This window comes from Pseudomonas sp. KH_046_2 (assembly GCF_057838985.1).
Map to the genome: position 1 here is coordinate 5,964,509 of NZ_CM174480.1, position 19,804 is coordinate 5,984,312.

A 19,804-nucleotide genomic window follows, 5' to 3' on the forward strand; every position below is an offset into this window, starting at 1 on the left:
CTCCGTCGTCAGTCGCGCGCTAAAAGGCGCGGGGCAAGCTCTTTGAGAGCGCGTCGATACACCTCGCGCTTGAATGTCACCACCTGGCCCAACGGATACCAATAGCTGACCCAGCGCCAGCCATCGAATTCCGGTTTACCGGTCAAATCCATCCGCACCCGCTGCTCGTTGGAGATCAGGCGCAGGAGAAACCATTTCTGTTTCTGGCCGATGCACAGCGGTTGGCTGTGGGTACGTACCAGACGTTGCGGCAAACGATAGCGCAACCAGCCCCGGGTGCAGGCGAGAATTTCAACATCTTCGCGCTCAAGGCCCACTTCTTCGTTCAGCTCGCGGTACAAGGCGTCTTCCGGCGTCTCTTCGGGGTTGATTCCCCCCTGCGGAAACTGCCAGGCATCTTGATTGATTCGGCGAGCCCATAGCACCTGGCCGGCGTCATTCGTCAGAATGATCCCGACATTGGGGCGAAAACCATCGGGGTCGATCACGGCAACAACCTCGCAAACGCATGTCGCCGCATTGTTCCACAAAGGTTGTGAAGGCGGCAACGAAGGTTCCTACCTTATGTGCACTCTTGTGAAAAGACCGTATTCTTGTCGCCTTTTTACTGACTTTTCAGCGGGTAACTGTAATGCGCCTGGCTTTATTCGATTTGGACAACACCCTTCTGGGCGGTGACAGCGATCACGCTTGGGGCGATTACCTGTGCGAGCGCGGCTTTCTCGACGCCGTTGCCTACAAGGCACGCAACGATGCGTTCTACCAGGATTACCTGGCCGGCAAACTGGATAACGCTGCGTATCTGAACTTCTGCCTGGAAGTGCTCGGCCGCACCGAAATGGCCACGCTGGACCAGTGGCACAGCGATTACATGCGCGACTGCATCGAACCGATCCTGCTGCCCAAGGCCATCGAGTTGCTGGCCAAGCACCGCGCGGCCGGCGACAAACTGGTGATCATCACCGCGACCAACCGCTTCGTCACCGGGCCGATTGCCGAGCGCCTGGGAGTCGAAACCCTGATCGCCACCGAATGCGAAATGCTCGACGGCCGCTACACCGGGCGTAGCACCGACGTGCCGTGCTTCCGCGAGGGCAAGGTGACGCGTTTGAATCGCTGGCTGGAGGAAACCGGGTTTACGCTGGAAGACAGCTACTTCTATAGCGACTCGATGAATGATTTTCCGTTGCTGGAGCAGGTGACTAATCCGGTGGCGGTCGATCCTGACCCGAATTTGCGTGCCGAGGCCGAGAAGCGGGGTTGGCCGGTAATCAGTCTGCGCGGCTAAAACCGCTATCGCGGGCAAGCCCGCTCCCACAGGGATCTGCTGTGTGGCAAAAATCGCATACACAACAAAGAACCTGTGGGAGCGGGCTTGCCCGCGATTGGGGCGACGCAACCTCAAGCCTAAACCGGCTTGGCACCCATCAACCCGGCAATGGCCACAAGACAGACAAAACTGAACAACGCCAGGGCAAAGGTGAATTTCCCCACGCCCCCCGGCGTCTTGCGCAGTTTGTTGAGCCGCACCAGCAACCAGAACCACGCCAGTGCCGCCACGGTGTACAGCACGCTGGAGACCAGCAACCAGGTCTGCCCCAGCGACCAGCCCACCAGATGCACCATCCACCAGCCGGTAAACGGCATGCTCAGCAGCGCCAGACCCATCAGCAGCCAGACAAACACTCTTGGCCGCTGCAAGGTGCGACTACCCGCCGTCGCGTCACCCTTGCGCCGCGCAAGAAAAACCCAGATTCCCAGCCCCAGCGCACAAGCCAGCAGTACAACAGTTGCCACCATGTGCGCCGCTTTCAGGGCAGTTAACGTTTCCATTGTCAGATTTCCTTATTGCCTTGCCCGTCAGCGTAGCCGTTCAGCCAAGAAACAGTTGATAGGCCGGGTTGTCGCTTTCGTCCCAGTACGGGTAACCGATTTCTTCCAGCGCCGCCGGCACCAGGTGGCGCTCGTCGTGGGGCACTTGCAGGCCCGCGACGACACGGCCATCGGCCGCGCCATGGTTGCGGTAGTGGAACATCGAGATGTTCCAGCGCCCGCCAAGCTTGTTGAGGAAGTTGAATAGAGCACCCGGACGCTCCGGGAATTCGAAACGCAGGATTACTTCATCGACCACATGCGCCGCACGCCCGCCGACCATGTGGCGGATGTGCAGCTTGGCCAGCTCGTTGTCGGTCAGGTCCAGCACCGGGAAACCCTGCTCGCTCAGGCTGGCGATCAGTGCGCTGCGCGGGTCGTTTTCCGGGTGAGTCTGCACGCCGACAAAGATGTGCGCTTCGCTGCCGGTGTTGTAGCGGTAGTTGAATTCGGTGATCTGGCGCTTGCCGATGGCCTCGCAAAACGCCTTGAAGCTACCCGGTTTCTCAGGGATGGTCACGGCGATGATCGCTTCGCGGCCCTCGCCCAGCTCCGCACGCTCGGCGACATGGCGCAGGCGATCGAAGTTGACGTTAGCCCCGGAGTCGATGGCCACGAAGGTCTGCCCCGTGACGCCGCGCTGCTCGACATATTTCTTGATCCCGGCCACACCCAAGGCGCCGGCAGGTTCGGTGATCGAGCGGGTATCGTCGTAGATATCCTTGATGGCGGCGCAGATTTCGTCGGTGCTGACGGTGATCACTTCGTCGACATGGTCTTTGCAGATGTCGAAGGTGTACTGACCGATCTGGGCCACGGCAACACCGTCGGCGAAGAGGCCCACGGTCGGCAAAACCACACGCTCGCCCGCCGCCATGGCGGCTTGCAGGCAATTGGAGTCATCCGGCTCGACGCCAATGATCTTGATGTCCGGGCGCAGATACTTCACGTACGCCGCGATGCCGGCAATCAGGCCACCGCCGCCCACCGGGACGAAAATCGCATCCAGTGGTTGCGGGTGCTGGCGCAGAATCTCCATCGCCACGGTACCCTGCCCGGCAATGGTGTGGGGATCGTCATACGGGTGAATGTAGACGTAGCCTTTTTCGTCGACCAGTTTCAGCGAGTAGGCCAGGGCTTCCGGGAATGAATCGCCGTGCAGCACTACTTTGCCGCCACGGGAGCGCACGCCTTCGACCTTGATCTCGGGGGTGGTCTTGGGCATGACGATGGTCGCTTTCACGCCCAACACCTTCGCCGCCAGGGCCAGGCCCTGGGCATGGTTGCCTGCCGACGCGGTGACCACGCCGCGGGCGCGCTCTTCATCGCTCAACTGCGTCAGCTTGTTATAGGCGCCGCGAATCTTGAACGAATACACCGGCTGCAAGTCTTCACGCTTGAGCCAAATATCGTTGCCCAGCCGCTCGGAGAGCTGGCGGGCATTCTGCAATGGGGTTTCAACGGCAACGTCATAAACGCGCGAGGTGAGGATCTTTTTGACGTACTGTTCGAGCATCGGAAGCATCACTGAGCGGGTTGGGCAAGACCAAGGAGTCTAACCCGCATTTTGGCCGCACGACCACCTGTTGTAGGAGCGAGCTTGCTCGCGAAAAACGCAATGGCACCGCTGCACATCTATTTTCACGCGTTATCGTTCACGACCATCGCGAGCAAGCTCGCTCCTACACGGAACGGTCGACCTGCCAATCGGGCAATGACCTTCCCTGCCCCGAAGCCTATAATGCCGGCCTTTCGTCCCCTCCTCGGCACCCCGGAGCCCGCATGAACCAGGATCAACTCAAACAGGCAGTGGCTCAGGCCGCCGTCGACTTCATCCTTCCGAAACTCGACGACAAGAGCATCGTCGGGGTCGGCACCGGCTCCACCGCCAACTGCTTCATCGACGCCCTGGCCAAGCACAAGGGCGCATTCGACGGCGCCGTCGCCAGTTCCGAAGCCACCGCCGCGCGCCTCAAGGGCCACGGGATTCCGGTGTACGAACTGAACACCGTCAGCGACCTGGAGTTCTATGTCGACGGCGCAGATGAAAGCGACGAGCACCTGAACCTGATCAAGGGCGGCGGTGCAGCCCTGACCCGCGAGAAGATTGTCGCGGCCGTGGCCAAGACCTTCATCTGCATCGCCGACGCCAGCAAACTGGTGCCGGTCCTCGGTAATTTCCCGCTGCCGGTGGAAGTGATCCCGATGGCCCGCAGCCACGTGGCCCGTGAACTGGTGAAGCTCGGCGGCGACCCGGTTTACCGTGAAGGCGTGCTGACCGATAACGGCAACATCATCCTCGACGTGTTCAACATGCAGATCACCAATCCGGTGGAGCTGGAAACGCAGATCAATGCGATCGTCGGCGTGGTCACCAACGGTTTGTTCGCGGCGCGTCCGGCGGATCTGTTGTTGCTGGGTACGAGCGAAGGTGTAAAAACCCTGCGCGCGGAATAAGCCAGACTGCCCAGACTTTCCGAGCAGATGAATGACCTGTGGGAGCGAGCTTGCTCGCGATTGCTGACGGTCAGTTGATATCCATGTCGACTGATACGCCGCTATCGCGAGCAAGCTCGCTCCCACAGTGTTTTGTGGTGTTGGTTAAAGTTGCGTGGGTTTCTTGAACACGTAGAACAGGTTCGGCTCACTCACCAGGTACAGCGCACCGTCATCGTCCACGGCGATTCCCTCCGCTTGCGGCACGGTTTTTTGCAGGCCATGGCGCCCCTTGCTCAATGACATTGTGCTCAACGGCCGCCCATCCACATCCAGCTCCAGAATCAATCGCGACTCATCCGACAGCGCCAGCAAATGCCCGCTGCGCTCGTCGTATTGCAGGCTCGACAGATCCCGCACGAACATCCCGGCATCACGCTTGGGGTCGTTGATCACGTGCACCGAGTAGGATTCTTCAGGATTGAAGCGCGGAAAACCGTGCACCTCGTAGATCAGCATCGGGTTGCGCTCCTTGGCGACGAACAGGCGCTTGCCCACAGAGTCGTAGGCCAGGCCCTCGAAGCCCTTGTTGCCGCCCATATGTACACCAATGGTCATCTGCTCGGCGTCTGCCGCATCGACGAAGGTGGTGTCCTGCTCCAGACGAATCTTGATCAGCCGCTGCTGGCTTTCATCAGTGACCACGTAGATGTCCTCGCTGATGAACTCCACCGCCTCCGGATCGCCGAAACCGACCAGCGCCACACGACGCAAGATCCTGCCGTCGAGGGACAACTCGACCAACTCGCTCCGTTTGTTGGTGACGGTGAACAGGCTTTTGCGCACCGGGTCGTAGGTCAGCGCTGAAACGTTGTCGGCCAGGCCATCGATCACCTGCGCTTCGGTCATGACCTGATACTGGTCCAGGCCCATGGACCGGGAACTCACCGGCTGCCACAGCGTATGCAGATTGAACCAGGTGCGTTCGAACAGGCGCATGTACTGGGCGATCGCTATCAACGCGATCAGCAAGACCACCGACAGGATCAGAATCAGGGATTTGGGGCGGGCAAATCGACGCATTCGGGTGGGCTCGGGTCAAAACAGGCGGATGAAATATCACGCCCGTCTGAACTGAAGCTTAATGGTCGCTGGCCTTTTACGTACAGGCAATCAGCGCAGGCGTTGGTTACTTCTGTTTTTCAAAGCGATAAAACAGGTTCGGCTCACTCACCATGTACAGCGTGCCCGCTTCATCCATGGTCACGCCTTCTGCGCGCGGAATGGTATTTTTCAGGCCGTTGAAGCCACGCAGCAGGGTGATGAAACTGACCTGCTCACCCTTCTTGTCCAGCTCCAGCAACAGGTGCGAGTCAGCGGACAACACCAGCATGTGGCCAGTCCGTGGATCGACGGCCAGGGCAGACAGGTTGCGCATGTCCAGCGCATGGCTGGCCAGCTTCAGCTTGTCGCCGGTCAGGACCTTGCCGTCACCTTTCCAGGCGAACAATGCCGGCGGGCGCTCTTCGCCCAGCAGCAGTTGCTGATTGCTCGGGTCCCAGGTGACGCCCTCGAACGCTTTGTTCTGGTCTTTGGAAGGCCCGAGGTCGTATTTCGGGAAGTCGGCCATATTCAATTCGCGGGTATCGGCATCGACCTTGACGATAGCGATCAGATGCTCGCGCTCATCGACAATGGCCAGTCGACCGTCGCCCAGCACGGTGACGCCCTCCGGGTTGCTCCAGCCGACCAATGGCATTTTGCGCAGTACATCGCCCTGCAAGCTCAATTCGACCAGGAACGGGTTCTTGCCCATGACCGCAAACAGGGTCTTGGTCTGAGGGTCGTAGGCCACGTCCGATGCTTCATCCTTCTCCATGCCCGGCAACGGCTTGGCATCGATCACCGCCCGATAGTCCGCAAGCCAGATACTGGCCTGACGCTCGGCCGGGCTTTTGAATTGCTCTTTCACCCAGAGCACGCCCCGGGAATCCCAGTGCATGGCGAACGCAACGCCGTAGGCGACAACTGCCACCAACAGCAGCCAGGTGTGCCAACGCAGGGCGAAGCGCGAGCGGCGGGCAGGTTCAAGCTTGGAAAGCGGAGCAGTGGCCATCGGGGAATGCGTTCCAGAAATTCAGGCTAGGGGTAATAGCTGTAGGAGCTGGCTTGCCAGCTCCTACAGCGGGCAGGGGTAGATCAGCGAACGCTGCTGGTGAAACTGCTGGCGCCCGGCAATTCCAGAACGATCTCGTCACCGACATTCAGCGGACCAACGCCCACTGGCGTGCCGGTGAGGATCACGTCCCCGGCCTGCAACGAGAAGCAGCTGGCCATGTGCTGGATCATCGGCACGATCGGGTTGAGCATCGCGCTGCTGTTGCCGTCCTGGCGCACTTCGCCGTTGATGGTCAGGCGGATGCCGATGTCGGTCAGGTCGGCAAAGGTGCTGCCGGACACGAATGGAGCAAGCACTGCCGCGCCATCGAACGACTTGGCGATCTCCCAAGGCAGCCCCTTGGATTTCAGCTCAGCCTGCTTGTCGCGCAGCGTCAGGTCCAGCGCCGGGGCGAAACCGGAAATGGCATCGAGCACTTCTTCAACGCTCGGCTTGGTCGACAACGGCTTGCCGATCAACACCGCGATTTCCGCCTCGTAATGCACCGAACCGCGCTCGGTCGGAATGCTGAAACCGCCTTCCAGCGGCACCACGCAACTGCCCGGCTTGATGAACAGCAGTGGCTCGGTCGGCACCGGATTGTCCAGTTCCTTGGCGTGTTCGGCGTAGTTACGGCCGATGCACACCACTTTCCCCAGCGGGAAGTGAATGCGCGTACCGTCGACATACTGGTGCTGATAGCTCATTACCGACTCCTGCTTCGTTGGCTCTTAAAGTTCGAAAATCAAACAGCGAAAATCTTGCCCGGGTTCATGATGCCGTTCGGGTCGAACACCGCCTTGACCGCTTTCATGTACTCGATCTCGACCGGTGAACGGCTGTAGGTCAGGTAGTCACGCTTGGTCATGCCCACGCCGTGTTCGGCGGAGATCGAGCCGTTGTACTTCTCGACGGTTTCGAACACCCACTTGTTGACGGTGGCGCACTTGGCGAAGAACTCGTCCTTGCTCAGGTTATCCGGCTTGAGGATGTTCAAGTGCAGGTTGCCGTCACCAATGTGACCGAACCAGACGATTTCGAAGTCCGGGTAGTGTTTGCCGACGATCGCGTCGATTTCCTTCAGGAATGCCGGAACTTTCGATACGGTGACCGAAATGTCGTTCTTGTACGGCGTCCAGTGGGAAATGGTTTCGGAGATGTATTCGCGCAGCTTCCACAGGTTCTGCAACTGGGTTTCGCTCTGGCTCATCACGCCGTCCAGCACCCAGCCCTGCTCGACGCAGTGCTCGAAGGTTTCCAGGGCGTGGTTGGCCACTTCTTCGGTGGTCGCTTCGAATTCCAGCAGCGCGTAGAACGGGCAATCGGATTCGAACGGCGCCGGCACATCGCCACGGGCCATGACTTTGGCCAGGGCTTTGTCAGAGAAGAATTCGAAGGCGGTCAGGTCAAGCTTGCTCTGGAAGGCGTGCAGCACCGGCATGATCGAGTCGAAATCGGCGGTGCCGAGGACCATGGCGGTGAGATTTTTCGGTGCACGGTCCAGGCGCATGGTCGCTTCGACCACGAACCCGAGGGTGCCTTCGGCGCCAATGAACAGCTGACGCATGTCGTAGCCGGTGGCGTTCTTGATCAGGTCGCGGTTCAGTTCCAGCACGTCGCCCTTGCCGGTGACCACTTTCATGCCGGCGACCCAGTTACGGGTCATGCCGTAGCGAATCACCTTGATCCCGCCGGCATTGGTACCGATATTGCCGCCAATCTGGCTCGAACCGGACGATGCGAAGTCCACCGGGTAGTACAAGCCTTTTTCTTCAGCGACGTTCTGCAGTTGTTTAGTGACCACACCCGGCTGGCAAACGGCCGTGCGGTCAGTGAGGTTCACGTCGAGGACCTGGTTCATGTAGTCGAAGGACACCACGACTTCACCATTGGCCGCCACCGCTGCTGCGGAAAGGCCGGTGCGACCGCCGGAAGGCACCAGCGCCACCTTATGTTTGTTGGCCCACAGAACAATGGCCTGGACCTGCTCGGTGGTCTTGGGGAACACGATGGCGGTCGGGGCCGGGGCGAAATGCTTGGTCCAATCCTTTCCGTAAGCATTCAGGGAGTCGGCATCGGTCAGCACCTTGCCAGGCTCAACCAGGGTCTTCAGCTCTTCAATCAGGGCAGGATTGGTCATCGACAGAACTCTCGAACAATTCATGGTCATCCTGAGAACGCTTCACGTCGCAGGAATGAGTGTTTAGCGGGGTGCATATGCTAGCATAACGACCCCGCAGGATAGTGCCCAAGGGCTGTTCTGCGGTGACGGCTTTCCTGCCGTGCGGGTCAGCTCCGGGCTGCTCCCTTTCCTGCCATTTTTCTCCGGGATACAGGTTTACGCAGATGAGCAAGACTTCTCTCGATAAGAGCAAGATCAAGTTCCTTCTTCTCGAAGGCGTCCACCAATCGGCTGTCGACGTCCTCAAGGCGGCGGGCTACACCAGCATCGAGTACCTCACTGGTTCTCTGCCGGAAGCCCAGCTCAAGGAAAAGATCGCTGATGCTCACTTCATCGGCATTCGCTCCCGCACTCAACTGACCGAAGAGATCTTCGATCACGCGAAGAAGCTCGTGGCTGTAGGGTGTTTCTGCATCGGCACCAACCAGGTCGACCTGGACGCCGCCCGCGAACGCGGCATCGCGGTGTTCAACGCACCGTACTCCAACACCCGTTCCGTAGCGGAGCTGGTGCTGGCCGAAGCGATCCTGCTGCTGCGCGGCATCCCTGAGAAGAACGCTTCCTGCCACCGTGGCGGCTGGATCAAGAGTGCGGCCAACTCCTTCGAGATCCGCGGCAAGAAGCTGGGCATCGTCGGCTACGGCTCGATCGGTACTCAACTGTCGGTCCTGGCGGAAGGCTTGGGCATGCAGGTGTACTTCTACGACACCATCACCAAGCTGCCATTGGGTAACGCCACTCAGGTAGGCAACCTGCACGAGCTGCTGGCGATGTCCGACATCGTTTCGCTGCACGTACCGGAAACCGCCGCCACCCAGTGGATGATGGGCGAGAAGGAAATCCGCGCCATCAAGAAAGGCGGCATCCTGATCAACGCCGCCCGCGGCACCGTGGTCGAACTGGACCACCTGGCGGACGCGATCAAGGACAAGCACCTGATCGGCGCGGCCATCGACGTATTCCCGGTGGAGCCACGCTCCAACGACGAAGAGTTCGAAAGCCCGCTGCGTGGCCTGGACAACGTGATCCTGACCCCGCACATCGGTGGCTCCACCGCTGAAGCCCAGGCCAACATCGGTCTGGAAGTGGCGGAAAAACTGGTCAAATACAGCGACAACGGTACTTCGGTATCGTCCGTGAACTTCCCGGAAGTGGCCCTGCCGGCTCACCCTGGCAAGCACCGCCTGCTGCACATCCACGAAAACATCCCGGGCGTGCTCAGCGAGATCAACAAGGTCTTCGCCGAAAACGGCATCAACATCTCCGGTCAGTTCCTGCAGACCAACGAGAAAGTCGGCTACGTGGTAATTGACGTCGACGCCGAGTACTCGGACCTGGCGCAAGAGAAGCTGCAACACGTCAACGGCACCATCCGTAGCCGTGTGTTGTTCTAAAAGCAGCTGCAAGCTTCAAGCGGCAAGTCGAGCTCGCTTTTGCTTTGACTTGAGGCTTATAGCTTGAAGCTTGCAGCTTGCAGCTGTAAAAAAGGGAGTCCCTCCGAAGGGGGCTCCCTTTTTTATTTCACATTGACGGTGATCTTCTCGGAAACGATCGGCGGATCGAACGGCATGTGGTTGCTATCGCCCAGCTCCAACTGCAAGGTGTGCTCGCCCGGCGTGAGCGTTACTTCAGCCTGGGTCTGCGCGTTGCCGAAATGCATGTGGTTGGCATCCTTGGGGATCGGCGACCCGGCGGCTGGCAGTTCGTCGACGTCGATCAGCAAGTGGTGATGACCGGTGTTCTTGGTGGTATTGCCCGCCGGTGCCAAGGCAATGTTCTCGACCGCGAACTTGACCACGACTGTCTGTGGAACCGTCGCGCCATCCTTGGGAGACACGATGGACACTTCGGCGCCTTTCGGAGCCGGCGTTGCAGCACTGGCCAGCACAGAAACACCCATCAACAGGCCAGCCAAAGCAGCACGTGACATAAAGGTTTTCATTCTCTTCTCCAGTTTTTCCGTAAAATCCGCGTGACCATGACAACTTCATGGCCATTCGTTGTCGAAGGCACTCGACAACCATAGCAAAGCGAGCCTGAATCAGAGGATCGCGATAATAAATTCAAGGAGTGACCATGCGCTTTCTGCCTGGCCTGATCTGCCTGCTACCCCTTCTGAGCCCTTTGGCTCACGCCGAACTGATTGATGACGTCAACGACCGGGGCGAATTGCGCATTGCCGTTGAAGCCAACACTCCCCCATTCAATTTCAAGGATGACGACAAGCTCACCGGCTTCGAAGTCGAGCTGGGCCAACTGCTGGCAAGTGAACTCGATGTCCGGGCCGACTTTGTCGTCACCGACGGCAGCGACCTGCTGACAGGTGTTGAAAGCGGCAAATACGACATCGCCATCAACCACATTGCAGTGACCCCGGATCTCGAGGATCGTTTCGACTTCAGCGAACCTTACATTCAAACCAATGCGCAATTGATCGCGCAGAAAGAAGAGCCGCGCTCCATTCTGCTGGTGCAGTCGCTGACGGAAGAGAAGCCCAAAACCAACCCGGCCGTGAGCCTGGCGATTCCGTTTCAGAAGGGTAATCCGGCGTTCCATGCCAGCCTGGAAAACGCCTTGCAGCGGATCAAGGATGACGGGCGACTGCAAGCGCTGGAGCAGAAGTGGTTGGGGGCGGATGCGGGTGCGGTGCCGAAGCCTTGAGCCCACCTTGGAGCCCAAGTGAATGCAAAACCTGTGGGAGCGGGCTTGCTCGCGAAGGCGGTGTGTCAGTCAGCATCTCTTTCGACTGACATTCCCCCTTCGCGAGCAAGCCCGCTCCCACATTTGGTTTTGTGTCGGTTGTCAGTTCAGCGTTGCCAACGCCTGCACCGCCTGCGGCAACTCCAGCTCACTGAACACCTGCACCCCGTGGCGCTTGAGTAGCGCCGCCGTCACGCCCGCGCCACTGACCTTCACGCCGCTGAACGTCCCGTCATAGGTCAGCAGATTGCCGCAGGACGGGCTGTTGGCCTTGAGGACAGCGATGCGGATGCCGTGCTTTTGTACCAGCTCCAGCGCCTGATACGCCCCCGACAGAAACTGCTCACTGACGTCCTCGCCCTCGGTGGTGATCACCAACGCCTGGCCATCGAGGACTTGCGTGCCCTGCCCGCCTGGAATTTCCGCCGCTGCCCGAGGTGTTGGCAAACCACCGGCCACCTCCGGGCACAACGGCACGACCCGCCCCTCATCAAGCCACTGTTGAAGCTGATCGAACGGCCCGCTGGCCCCGCCGTCGTAACGAACCCGGTGGCCTAACAGGCAACGGCTGACGAGAATTTTCTGCATGTTCAGAACGGCTCGTTGCCGCGCCGGCGGAACCAGCCGGTCAACGACAGGCGATCACGGGTCGCGGGCAGGACTTCGTGGGGAACCTCTCCGGAGAGAAACACCACCAGGCAGCCGCCGACAGGTTGCACGTCGTGGACGCGATCATTGTCGAGGTACATGCGCAACTGGCCGCCGTGTTCGGGAAGCCAGGCTTCATTGAGGTAAACCACCGCCGAAACCATGCGCCGATCGTCATCGCGAAAGCGGTCGACGTGCTTCAGGTAGAACGCACCGGGCGGGTACATCGCAAAATGACTTTCGAAATCCTCCAGGCCGAGAAACAGACCGCGATTGATCGCCTCGCGCAGGCTGTCCATCAAATTCAGGTAGCTATCGCAAGTCTCGGCCTGGCCGGGGTCGATCCACTGGATATGGTCGCCACGAATCCCTTCGCGGATCTCCGATGACGGCCCACGGCCCACGGCGGCCGGAGCCAGCTCACCCTCGGCAGCACGTTTGCGACACTCGCCCGCCAGCGCCCGGGTCAGATCCAGGGGCAGGAAAATATTCTGCTGCGACCAGCCGTGCTCGGCCAGGTCGTCGACGATTCGTAACAGCAGCGGGTGATCCGAGGATATTTGCATGGCGCGCATAGTATTCCTGTGCCAGGAAATCCGACAGAGCCGCGCAGCGGGTTGATACGAATTCTCGACAAGTACGGATGCCGCACGGAGAATAGTCGCCTGCTGACTGGAGTCCCTATGCGCCGTTTGCTTTTATCACTGCTGATGTTCTGCGTTTTGCCCGTTTGGGCAGACGGCCACGACCAGTTGTACAAGGTCGCCGGCTGGCCGGAACAACGCGCGCATTTCAGCGACGCCCTCTCGGCCGCTCAGCAACGCTACCAGGGCAGCCTGCCTCCGGCGGTGTTTCAGGCACTGGTCAGTAACAGCAATCAGCGTTTTTCCGCCAAGGCGGTGGACCAGCGTGCCGAAGCGCAATTGCGCAAGAACCTCGCCGACCCCAAACCTGCACTGACGTTTTTCCAATCGCCTTTGGGCAAGAAGATCGTCGCCGCCGAGCTGCTGGCGACCCGTCGCGACCAACTGGCGAAAAACGCCAAGGGTCTGCCGAAGATGCAGGCCAGCGACAGCCGCATGCTGATCATCGGCCACTTGGCACAAGCCCTGCCCGCACGCGAAGCCGGCGCGGAAGTCAGCCTGGCGATTGCCGGCGTCGCCGCCGATAGCTTGAGTTCGATGATCCCCGGGTTGCTCGGTGCCGGTCAGGCCCAGGGCATGCTCAACGGCCAGCGTCAGCGCCTGATGGACCAAATCGGCAGTGATCTGAACAATACGCTGCTGTATGTCTATCGCGACCTGTCGGACAACGAACTGGAAGAGTTCGCGACCTTTGCCGAATCGACGGAAGGCCAGGCTTATTATCAAGCGGCGTTGGCGGCGATTCGGGCGGGGTTGGCGGTGGGGCAGAGCAATTCGAACCTGACCCAGTGATCTTCGGCGCCCTCTAGATAGCTTTCGCGAGCAGGCTCGCTCCCACAGGGGAATGCATTCCAAATGTGGGAGCGAGCCTGCTCGCGAAGAGGCCCTCACTGTCACTAGGGATTGCGACCCTTGATCCGCCTGGTCAAAAACCCGAAATACTCCTCTCGCATCACCAGCGTTTCATTCGCCAGATGATGCCGCGCCTCAGGCAGCATCAGCACCTGCGGCCGATCAAACTTGCCCCGCAACACTTCCAGGTTGTGCTCCCAATCCACCGTCATGTCGGCCTGCCCCTGCACGATCAGCGGCCGGCGGGTACTCATGGGGGCGGCCTCGATGCGCTTGATCCAGCGCGCCAACGCGCCCACCCAGGCTGTCGGCAGGCACAGCGGCTGCAATGGATCGGCCTGCAGGAACGGCAGAAAGGTCGGGTCGTTGGAGTTCTCGCTGAAACGTCGGGCGATGGCTTTGACAAAAGGCTTGAGCAGGTAGTAACTCAGTTGCGACCAACCCCACGCCCGCGGCCGCACCAGCGGCGACAGCAGAATCACCTGGCCCTGGGCCGGGCTGTCCGCCCCCGCATTCAACACATGATCGATCACGATCGCCCCGCCGGTACTCTGCCCGCACAGGTGCCACGGCTGCGGCAAGTCGAGGGACTGCGCCTCGCTGAACAACCCTTGCAAGGTGTCCTGATACTCGGCGAAATCCTTGATGCTCGCCCGTTCGCCACTGGACAGGCCGTGCCCCGGCAAGTCGCAGGCGATCACCGCAAAACCCTGGTCCAGCGCCCATTCGATCACATGCCGGTAGAGCCCGGTGTGGTCGTAGAAACCATGGATGACAAACAGCGTGGCCTTTGCTCGCTCGGGCCACCAGAACTGGCTGACCAGCTCATAACCGTCGACCTCGAATCGCCCAAGGCCACTGCGCACCTGACGCGGGGCAAAATCCAGCCCGTAGAATCGCTGGTAAGCCTGCGCCTGCGCCGACAACGGCTGCCCGGCCGCCAATGGCAGCAGGCTTGCACGTAGAAGATCAGGGTCGAAAGTAGCCGGCATGGACGATTCCAGAACGTGAAACGGACTTTATAGGCCTGCGATATTCATCTGTCGCGGCAAGCATGGCAAGCTAGCCGCCCTTCGAGGATTGAACCGATGCGCCCTCCCCTTCGCGCCACCCTGTTTGCCAGCCTGCTCGCCGCGGTGTGTGCCGGCATGCTGTGGGCGGCCTACGACTGGTTCCAGGGGCATTACCTGCGGGCGTTCAGCGAGCGCACCGCGATGTTTTCCGGCGATCCGCTGCGCCTTCCCGAATCTCTCGCCGGCCCTGGCGCCATCCGCCTGGTGCATTTCTGGGACCCGGCCTGCCCGTGCAATGTCGGCAATCAACAACACCTGACCGAACTGGTCGAGCGCTATGTACCCCATGGCGTGGAATTCTATGTCGTGCAAAAACCCGGTAGCCACGGCCAATTGCCGAGCACCTTGAGCAGCCTGAAAACCATCGACATCCTGCCCGGTTCCGAACAGATCCCCGCCAGCCCGGCTGTGGCGATCTGGGATCGCAGCGGCAAACTGGCGTACTTCGGCCCCTATAGCGAAGGCCTGACCTGCAATTCGAGCAACAGTTTTATCGAACCGATCCTGCAAGCGCTGGATGAAGGCCGTGCAGTGAGTGCCACGCACACACTGGCCGTGGGGTGTTACTGCCCGTGGCCTGTTGAGCCAACTAAATAGGGAAAGACGCGGTAATACGAATCCCTCCTACGGGCGATGCGCCAAATCGGCGCGCCGTGTTACACAGTGGCGCCAGGAATCACAATAACAACAAGGAGTCTCCATGAAACGCAGCCTGACCGCTCTCGCTCTGTTGATCGTCATGCTGGCCGCCGGGGCCGGTTGGTACCTCTACAGCAAGCAGCCGTCACGCCAGGGCATGGTGGAACTGCAACACCTGCAAGGCTCCGTCACTGTGCGCTACGACGAGCGCGGCGTCCCGCACATCCGCGCCAACAACGAAACCGACCTGTACCGCGCCCTCGGCTACGTGCATGCCCAGGACCGCCTGTTCCAGATGGAAGTCCTGCGTCGCCTGGCCCGTGGCGAACTGGCCGAAGTACTCGGGCCGAAACTGCTCGACACCGACAAACTGATGCGCAGCCTGCGCATTCGCGAACGCGCCGAAACCTACCTGGCGAACCTCGACAAGCAGTCGCCCTCCTTCATCGCCATGCAAGCCTATCTGGACGGCATCAACCAGTATCAGGACAGCCACGCCAAACCCGTGGAGTTCGATGTACTGGGCATTCCAAAACGCCCATTCACGGCCCAGGACACCATCAGCATCGCCGGCTACATGGCCTACAGCTTTGCCGCGGCATTTCGCACCGAACCCTTGCTGACTTTCGTACGCGATCAACTAGGCCCCCAATACCTGAACATCTTCGATCTCGACTGGCAGCCCAAGGGCGTGCTCAACGGGACCGGCACCACCCTGGCCAGCGCCGACTGGAAAGACCTCAACGCTCTCGCCCGCCTGAGCGAACAAGCCCTGGCTGACAACGGTCTGCCACAGTTCGAGGGCAGCAACGCCTGGGTCGTCGCGGGCAGCCGGACCCAAAGCGGCAAGCCACTGCTGGCGGGTGATCCGCATGTCCGTTTTTCCGCACCGTCGGTGTGGTACGAAGCGCAACTCTCGGCGCCGGGCTTTGAACTCTACGGCCACTATCAGGCCTTGATGCCGTTCGCCTCCCTGGGCATGAACCACGACTTCGGCTGGAGCATCACCATGTTCCAGAATGACGACCTCGACCTGATCGCCGAGAAGGTCAACCCGGACAACCCCAATCAGGTCTGGTATCGCGGCAAATGGGTGGACATGACGACCAGCGAGCAGCAGATCGCGGTCAAGGGCCAGGCACCGGTGACGCTGGTGCTGCGCCAATCGCCCCACGGCCCGATCGTCAACGATGCCTTGGGCAGCAGCGTCGGCAAAACACCGATTGCCATGTGGTGGGCTTTTCTCGAAAGCCAGAACCCGATTCTGGAGGGCTTCTATCAGCTCAATCGCGCCGACACCCTGACCAAGGCCCGCGATGCCGCAGCAAAAATCCAGGCTCCGGGCCTCAACGTTGTCTGGGCCAATGCCAAGGGTGACATCGGCTGGTGGGCGGCGGCACAACTGCCTAAACGTCCGGCGGGGGTTCGCCCGTGGTTCATCCTCGACGGCAGCACCGCCGAGGCGGACAAGGATGGCTTCTACCCGTTCAGCGCCAACCCTCAGGAAGAAAACCCGGCGCGGGGCTATATCGTCTCGGCGAACTTCCAGCCGGTTTCACCCACCGGCATGGAGATTCCTGGCTACTACAACCTTGCCGATCGTGGCCAGCAACTCAATCGCCAGCTCAGCGACAAAGCGGTCAAATGGGACCTGGAAAACAGCCAGAAGCTGCAGTTGGGCACCACCACCGCCTACGGCCCGCGCCTTTTGGCACCGCTGTTGCCGGTGTTGCGCCAAGTGGTGAGCGATTCCGCCGAACTCAAACTGGTGGAGCAACTGGCCCAGTGGACAGGCGATTACCCCCTCGACTCGACCAGCGCTACGCTGTTCAACCAGTTCCTGTTCAACCTGGCTGACGCGACGATGCACGATGAGCTGGGTAACGACTTCTTCGAAACGCTGCTCTCGACCCGAGTGATCGACGCCGCGCTCCCTCGGCTGGCCGCCAGCGCCGATTCACCGTGGTGGGATAACCGCACCACCCTCGGCCAGGAAACCCGTGCCGATACGGTGAAGGCAGCCTGGCAATCCAGCCTCGCGCACCTCAAGAACACCCTCGGCGCAGACGCCTCGCAATGGCAGTGGGGCAACGCGCACACATTGACCCACGGCCATCCGCTGGGGCAGCAAAAGCCGCTGGACCTGTTCTTCAATGTCGGCCCCTTCGCCGCACCCGGCAGCCATGAAGTGCCGAACAACCTCTCGGCGAAAATCGGCCCGGCACCCTGGCCCGTCACCTACGGCCCCTCGACCCGGCGCCTGATCGACTTCTCCGACCCGGCCCACAGCCTGACCGTCAATCCGGTCGGCCAGAGCGGCGTGCTGTTCGACAGTCACTTTGACGATCAGGCCGAGGCCTACGTCGAGGGGATGTACTTCCAGGCGCATCTGAATGACGAAGAAGTCACGGCCAATACCCGCAGCACCTTGAAGCTGTTGCCGGCGCGGGCTGCGCCATAATTCGGCGTTGGCAGGACTGGCCTCATCGCGGGCAAGCCCGCTCCCACAAGGATCTGTGTCGAACACAAATTGTGTGAACACCAGAGAACCCTGTGGGAGCGGGCTTGCCCGCGAAGAGGCCCTCACAGGCAAAAAAAATATCAGCTCAAACCATCGCCGCAAAATTCAACCTGAACTGCTGCGGCGTTACCCCCAACCTGCGATTGAACACACTGCGCATATGCTGGGCATCGCGAAAACCGCATTGATAGGCCACGGTCTTGAGCGGCGCGCGGGTACTCTCCAACAGCGTCCTCGCCGCATCGACCCGCGCCCGCTCGACGAACTCGGCCGGGGTGATTTTCGCTTCCCTGGCGAACACCCGGGAGAAGTTGCGCGCGCTCATGTTGGCGGCATTGGCCAGGTCGGCGATGGTCAGGTCGCCCGTCAGGTTGGCCAGCACGTAATGCTGGACCATTGCCACCGCCGAATCCGGCTCGGCGTGGGGCGTGAGGAACGGGCTGAATTGCGATTGCCCGCCCGAACGCTGGGTGAACACCACCAACCGCTTGGCGACGCTCAGTGCAACTTCCGGCCCGTGATCCCGGCCCAATAGATACAACGACAGATCGATCCCCGCTGTGACCCCGGCCGAGGTGAACAGCTCGCCGTCCTCGACATACAGTCGATCCGCTTCCACCCGGGACGAGGGACACAGCGCCGCCAGATCCGATGCGTCCTGCCAATGCGTGGTGACCCTGCGCCCCTCCAGCAATCCGGCCCTGGCGAGCATGAACGCGCCGTTGCAGATCGAGCCAAAGCGCTTGGCCCGGGCACAGGCATCGCGCAACCAGCCATCGAATGCCCTGCCGAAATCCATGAACGGCAACTGCGGCCCGCCCGCCACCAGCAACAGGTCATACGGCTCCAGCGCTTCGCTGAAATGCCGATGGGCATTGAGCGCCAAACCGTTGGAGCACGCCATCGACCCGCGCTCGACGCCGATCACCTCCAGACGATAGTGATCCTGCGGGGCAAGGAAGCGATTGGCCTCGGAAAACACATCCATGGGACCGGTGACATCCAGCGACTGAACGCCGGCGAACACCACGATGGCTACGGTTTTACTCATGGTTCGAAGAGCCTCTCATGGCACCGATTGCAACGCTCACCTGTAGGAGCGAGCTTGCTCGCGATGGACGTCAACGATGACGGGAGCTGCCTGGATGTACGCGGCGCCCTCACATGCATCGCGAGCAGGCTCGCTCCTACAGGGTCTGCATGCACCCTAGCCAATCCACACGCAACAAGCGAGGTTGGCGCGATATGCACGCTCATTGGCCGGGATCGCAGCCATGGATCGATTGTCCGGTTTCGAGGGCCGGAACAGACTGGAACCTTCATCACGACGAGGAAAACTCCATGAGCACCACCATAGCCGGCATCAGGATCCCCGACAGCGCGTTGGCCAAGGCCACCACCGAATACATCCGCGATATCGAGTCCGACCTGCTCTACCACCACTCGCGTCGGGTCTTCCTGTTCGGCGCACTGAGCGGCGAGCGCAAGCAACTGGCCTACAACCCGGAGTTGCTGTACGTCGGCGCGATGTTCCATGACCTGGGCCTGGTGCAAGGTCATCGCAGCGACAACGAGCGCTTCGAAGTCGATGGAGCCAATGCGGCAGCCGCATTTCTCAAGCCTTACGGATTGAGCGAAGACGACATCGAACAGGTCTGGCTATCGATTGCCCTGCACACCACGCCGGGCGTGCCTCAGCACTTGCGACCCACCGTGGCGCTGGTCACGGCTGGAGTTGAGATGGACGTGCTGGGCATGGACTACGCGGCGTTTTCCAGCGTGCAGCGCGAAGCGGTGGTGCATGCGCATCCACGGGGCGAGGGGTTCAAGGAGTGCATCATCTGCGCGTTTGCCGAGGGCTTGCGCCATCGTCCGCAGACCACGTTCGGGAATGTGAAGACCGATGTGTTGATGGATCAGGAGCCAGGGTTCAAGCCGATGAATTTCGTCGAGGTCATCCGCAAATCCCCTTGGGTTGCATAAAACCAATGTAGGAGCGAGCCTGCTCGCGATAGCAGTGTGTCAGGCAACAATTAAGTCGACTGACACTCCGTCATCGCGAGCAGGCTCGCTCCTACA

20 protein-coding genes are annotated in these 19,804 nt (G+C 60.6%); 8 read left to right on the plus strand and 12 right to left on the minus strand.

All coding sequences use genetic code 11. The features are described 5' to 3' along the window. Positions 1-8: 8 nt before the first annotated feature. Positions 9-488: an RNA pyrophosphohydrolase gene (locus AC3IX1_RS27210; protein WP_003229203.1), complete on the minus strand. Its 480-nt coding sequence runs from the start codon at positions 486-488 to the stop codon at positions 9-11. Positions 489-631: 143 nt separating this feature from the next. On the opposite strand from AC3IX1_RS27210, the gene AC3IX1_RS27215 reads away from it, so the two are divergent. Beyond that, the gene (locus tag AC3IX1_RS27215) at positions 632-1,288 is read left to right on the plus strand and encodes a histidinol-phosphatase (RefSeq protein ID WP_489386468.1); all 657 of its coding nucleotides are present in this window, start codon (positions 632-634) and stop codon (positions 1,286-1,288) included. Positions 1,289-1,407: 119 nt separating this feature from the next. On the opposite strand, the gene AC3IX1_RS27220 is transcribed toward AC3IX1_RS27215, so the two are convergent. Next, complete coding sequence (locus AC3IX1_RS27220) at positions 1,408-1,833, minus strand: DUF2269 domain-containing protein (protein WP_489386469.1); 426 nt, start codon at positions 1,831-1,833, stop codon at positions 1,408-1,410. Between the two features lie 40 nt (positions 1,834-1,873). Further along, the gene (gene ilvA, locus AC3IX1_RS27225; protein ID WP_489386470.1) at positions 1,874-3,388 is read right to left on the minus strand and encodes a threonine ammonia-lyase, biosynthetic; all 1,515 of its coding nucleotides are present in this window, start codon (positions 3,386-3,388) and stop codon (positions 1,874-1,876) included. Positions 3,389-3,654: 266 nt separating this feature from the next. Here ilvA and rpiA point away from each other — a divergent pair, with 266 nt between their 5' ends. Continuing rightward, a complete protein-coding gene (gene rpiA / locus AC3IX1_RS27230; protein ID WP_489386471.1) occupies positions 3,655-4,329 on the plus strand; it encodes a ribose-5-phosphate isomerase RpiA in 675 nt (224 codons plus the stop codon). Positions 4,330-4,473: 144 nt separating this feature from the next. On the opposite strand, the gene AC3IX1_RS27235 is transcribed toward rpiA, so the two are convergent. The 4 genes from AC3IX1_RS27235 to AC3IX1_RS27250 all read right to left on the minus strand — a co-directional run bounded on the left by AC3IX1_RS27235 (position 4,474) and on the right by AC3IX1_RS27250 (position 8,606). Next, positions 4,474-5,391, minus strand: a complete 918-nt coding sequence (locus tag AC3IX1_RS27235; protein WP_489386472.1) for an SdiA-regulated domain-containing protein — start codon at positions 5,389-5,391, stop codon at positions 4,474-4,476. A gap of 106 nt (positions 5,392-5,497) precedes the next feature. After that, positions 5,498-6,424: an SdiA-regulated domain-containing protein gene (locus AC3IX1_RS27240; protein WP_489386473.1), complete on the minus strand. Its 927-nt coding sequence runs from the start codon at positions 6,422-6,424 to the stop codon at positions 5,498-5,500. Positions 6,425-6,507: 83 nt separating this feature from the next. Continuing rightward, positions 6,508-7,173: a fumarylacetoacetate hydrolase family protein gene (locus AC3IX1_RS27245; RefSeq protein ID WP_489386474.1), complete on the minus strand. Its 666-nt coding sequence runs from the start codon at positions 7,171-7,173 to the stop codon at positions 6,508-6,510. 38 nt (positions 7,174-7,211) lie between these two features. Continuing rightward, on the minus strand, positions 7,212-8,606 hold the full coding sequence (locus AC3IX1_RS27250) for an FAD-binding oxidoreductase (protein ID WP_489386475.1): 1,395 nt from the start codon (positions 8,604-8,606) through the stop codon (positions 7,212-7,214). Between the two features lie 206 nt (positions 8,607-8,812). On the opposite strand from AC3IX1_RS27250, the gene serA reads away from it, so the two are divergent. Continuing rightward, positions 8,813-10,042 carry a phosphoglycerate dehydrogenase gene (gene serA, locus AC3IX1_RS27255; RefSeq protein ID WP_095945603.1) on the plus strand — a complete coding sequence of 410 codons (1,230 nt, stop codon included), beginning with the start codon at positions 8,813-8,815 and terminating at the stop codon, positions 10,040-10,042. 122 nt (positions 10,043-10,164) lie between these two features. On the opposite strand, the gene AC3IX1_RS27260 is transcribed toward serA, so the two are convergent. After that, a complete protein-coding gene (locus tag AC3IX1_RS27260) occupies positions 10,165-10,590 on the minus strand; it encodes a DUF4399 domain-containing protein (protein ID WP_489386476.1) in 426 nt (141 codons plus the stop codon). A 134-nt stretch (positions 10,591-10,724) separates the two neighbouring features. Here AC3IX1_RS27260 and AC3IX1_RS27265 point away from each other — a divergent pair, with 134 nt between their 5' ends. Continuing rightward, positions 10,725-11,309: a transporter substrate-binding domain-containing protein gene (locus AC3IX1_RS27265; RefSeq protein ID WP_489386477.1), complete on the plus strand. Its 585-nt coding sequence runs from the start codon at positions 10,725-10,727 to the stop codon at positions 11,307-11,309. Between the two features lie 141 nt (positions 11,310-11,450). Here AC3IX1_RS27265 and AC3IX1_RS27270 read toward each other — a convergent pair whose 3' ends face one another. After that, complete coding sequence (locus AC3IX1_RS27270; RefSeq protein WP_489386478.1) at positions 11,451-11,936, minus strand: 2-thiouracil desulfurase family protein; 486 nt, start codon at positions 11,934-11,936, stop codon at positions 11,451-11,453. 2 nt (positions 11,937-11,938) lie between these two features. Continuing rightward, on the minus strand, positions 11,939-12,571 hold the full coding sequence (locus AC3IX1_RS27275) for a 2OG-Fe(II) oxygenase (RefSeq protein ID WP_489386479.1): 633 nt from the start codon (positions 12,569-12,571) through the stop codon (positions 11,939-11,941). Positions 12,572-12,679: 108 nt separating this feature from the next. Between AC3IX1_RS27275 and AC3IX1_RS27280 the strand changes: the two genes are divergently transcribed. After that, positions 12,680-13,432 (plus strand): DUF2059 domain-containing protein, encoded by a 753-nt coding sequence (locus AC3IX1_RS27280; RefSeq protein ID WP_489386480.1) that lies wholly within the window; start codon positions 12,680-12,682, stop codon positions 13,430-13,432. Positions 13,433-13,536: 104 nt separating this feature from the next. Here AC3IX1_RS27280 and bipL read toward each other — a convergent pair whose 3' ends face one another. Beyond that, positions 13,537-14,484 (minus strand): phospholipase BipL, encoded by a 948-nt coding sequence (bipL, locus tag AC3IX1_RS27285; protein WP_489386481.1) that lies wholly within the window; start codon positions 14,482-14,484, stop codon positions 13,537-13,539. 96 nt (positions 14,485-14,580) lie between these two features. Between bipL and AC3IX1_RS27290 the strand changes: the two genes are divergently transcribed. Together AC3IX1_RS27290 and AC3IX1_RS27295 are read left to right on the plus strand one after the other, a co-directional pair. Then, the gene (locus AC3IX1_RS27290) at positions 14,581-15,162 is read left to right on the plus strand and encodes a DUF6436 domain-containing protein (protein WP_489386482.1); all 582 of its coding nucleotides are present in this window, start codon (positions 14,581-14,583) and stop codon (positions 15,160-15,162) included. A gap of 103 nt (positions 15,163-15,265) precedes the next feature. After that, complete coding sequence (locus tag AC3IX1_RS27295) at positions 15,266-17,665, plus strand: penicillin acylase family protein (RefSeq protein WP_489386483.1); 2,400 nt, start codon at positions 15,266-15,268, stop codon at positions 17,663-17,665. A 145-nt stretch (positions 17,666-17,810) separates the two neighbouring features. On the opposite strand, the gene AC3IX1_RS27300 is transcribed toward AC3IX1_RS27295, so the two are convergent. Further along, positions 17,811-18,776, minus strand: a complete 966-nt coding sequence (locus tag AC3IX1_RS27300) for a GlxA family transcriptional regulator (protein WP_489386484.1) — start codon at positions 18,774-18,776, stop codon at positions 17,811-17,813. A gap of 290 nt (positions 18,777-19,066) precedes the next feature. Between AC3IX1_RS27300 and AC3IX1_RS27305 the strand changes: the two genes are divergently transcribed. Further along, positions 19,067-19,708: an HD domain-containing protein gene (locus AC3IX1_RS27305; protein WP_489386485.1), complete on the plus strand. Its 642-nt coding sequence runs from the start codon at positions 19,067-19,069 to the stop codon at positions 19,706-19,708. Positions 19,709-19,804: the final 96 nt, after the last annotated feature.

Coding starts and splice junctions, on each gene's coding strand:
- AC3IX1_RS27215 (WP_489386468.1), top strand. CDS start 632: ATGCGCCTGGCTTTATTCGATTTGGACAACACCCTTCTGGGCGGTGAC.
- AC3IX1_RS27220 (WP_489386469.1), bottom strand. CDS start 1,833: ATGGAAACGTTAACTGCCCTGAAAGCGGCGCACATGGTGGCAACTGTT.
- ilvA (WP_489386470.1), bottom strand. CDS start 3,388: ATGCTCGAACAGTACGTCAAAAAGATCCTCACCTCGCGCGTTTATGAC.
- rpiA (WP_489386471.1), top strand. CDS start 3,655: ATGAACCAGGATCAACTCAAACAGGCAGTGGCTCAGGCCGCCGTCGAC.
- AC3IX1_RS27235 (WP_489386472.1), bottom strand. CDS start 5,391: ATGCGTCGATTTGCCCGCCCCAAATCCCTGATTCTGATCCTGTCGGTG.
- AC3IX1_RS27240 (WP_489386473.1), bottom strand. CDS start 6,424: ATGGCCACTGCTCCGCTTTCCAAGCTTGAACCTGCCCGCCGCTCGCGC.
- AC3IX1_RS27245 (WP_489386474.1), bottom strand. CDS start 7,173: ATGAGCTATCAGCACCAGTATGTCGACGGTACGCGCATTCACTTCCCG.
- AC3IX1_RS27250 (WP_489386475.1), bottom strand. CDS start 8,606: ATGACCAATCCTGCCCTGATTGAAGAGCTGAAGACCCTGGTTGAGCCT.
- serA (WP_095945603.1), top strand. CDS start 8,813: ATGAGCAAGACTTCTCTCGATAAGAGCAAGATCAAGTTCCTTCTTCTC.
- AC3IX1_RS27260 (WP_489386476.1), bottom strand. CDS start 10,590: ATGAAAACCTTTATGTCACGTGCTGCTTTGGCTGGCCTGTTGATGGGT.
- AC3IX1_RS27265 (WP_489386477.1), top strand. CDS start 10,725: ATGCGCTTTCTGCCTGGCCTGATCTGCCTGCTACCCCTTCTGAGCCCT.
- AC3IX1_RS27270 (WP_489386478.1), bottom strand. CDS start 11,936: ATGCAGAAAATTCTCGTCAGCCGTTGCCTGTTAGGCCACCGGGTTCGT.
- AC3IX1_RS27275 (WP_489386479.1), bottom strand. CDS start 12,571: ATGCGCGCCATGCAAATATCCTCGGATCACCCGCTGCTGTTACGAATC.
- AC3IX1_RS27280 (WP_489386480.1), top strand. CDS start 12,680: ATGCGCCGTTTGCTTTTATCACTGCTGATGTTCTGCGTTTTGCCCGTT.
- bipL (WP_489386481.1), bottom strand. CDS start 14,484: ATGCCGGCTACTTTCGACCCTGATCTTCTACGTGCAAGCCTGCTGCCA.
- AC3IX1_RS27290 (WP_489386482.1), top strand. CDS start 14,581: ATGCGCCCTCCCCTTCGCGCCACCCTGTTTGCCAGCCTGCTCGCCGCG.
- AC3IX1_RS27295 (WP_489386483.1), top strand. CDS start 15,266: ATGAAACGCAGCCTGACCGCTCTCGCTCTGTTGATCGTCATGCTGGCC.
- AC3IX1_RS27300 (WP_489386484.1), bottom strand. CDS start 18,776: ATGAGTAAAACCGTAGCCATCGTGGTGTTCGCCGGCGTTCAGTCGCTG.
- AC3IX1_RS27305 (WP_489386485.1), top strand. CDS start 19,067: ATGAGCACCACCATAGCCGGCATCAGGATCCCCGACAGCGCGTTGGCC.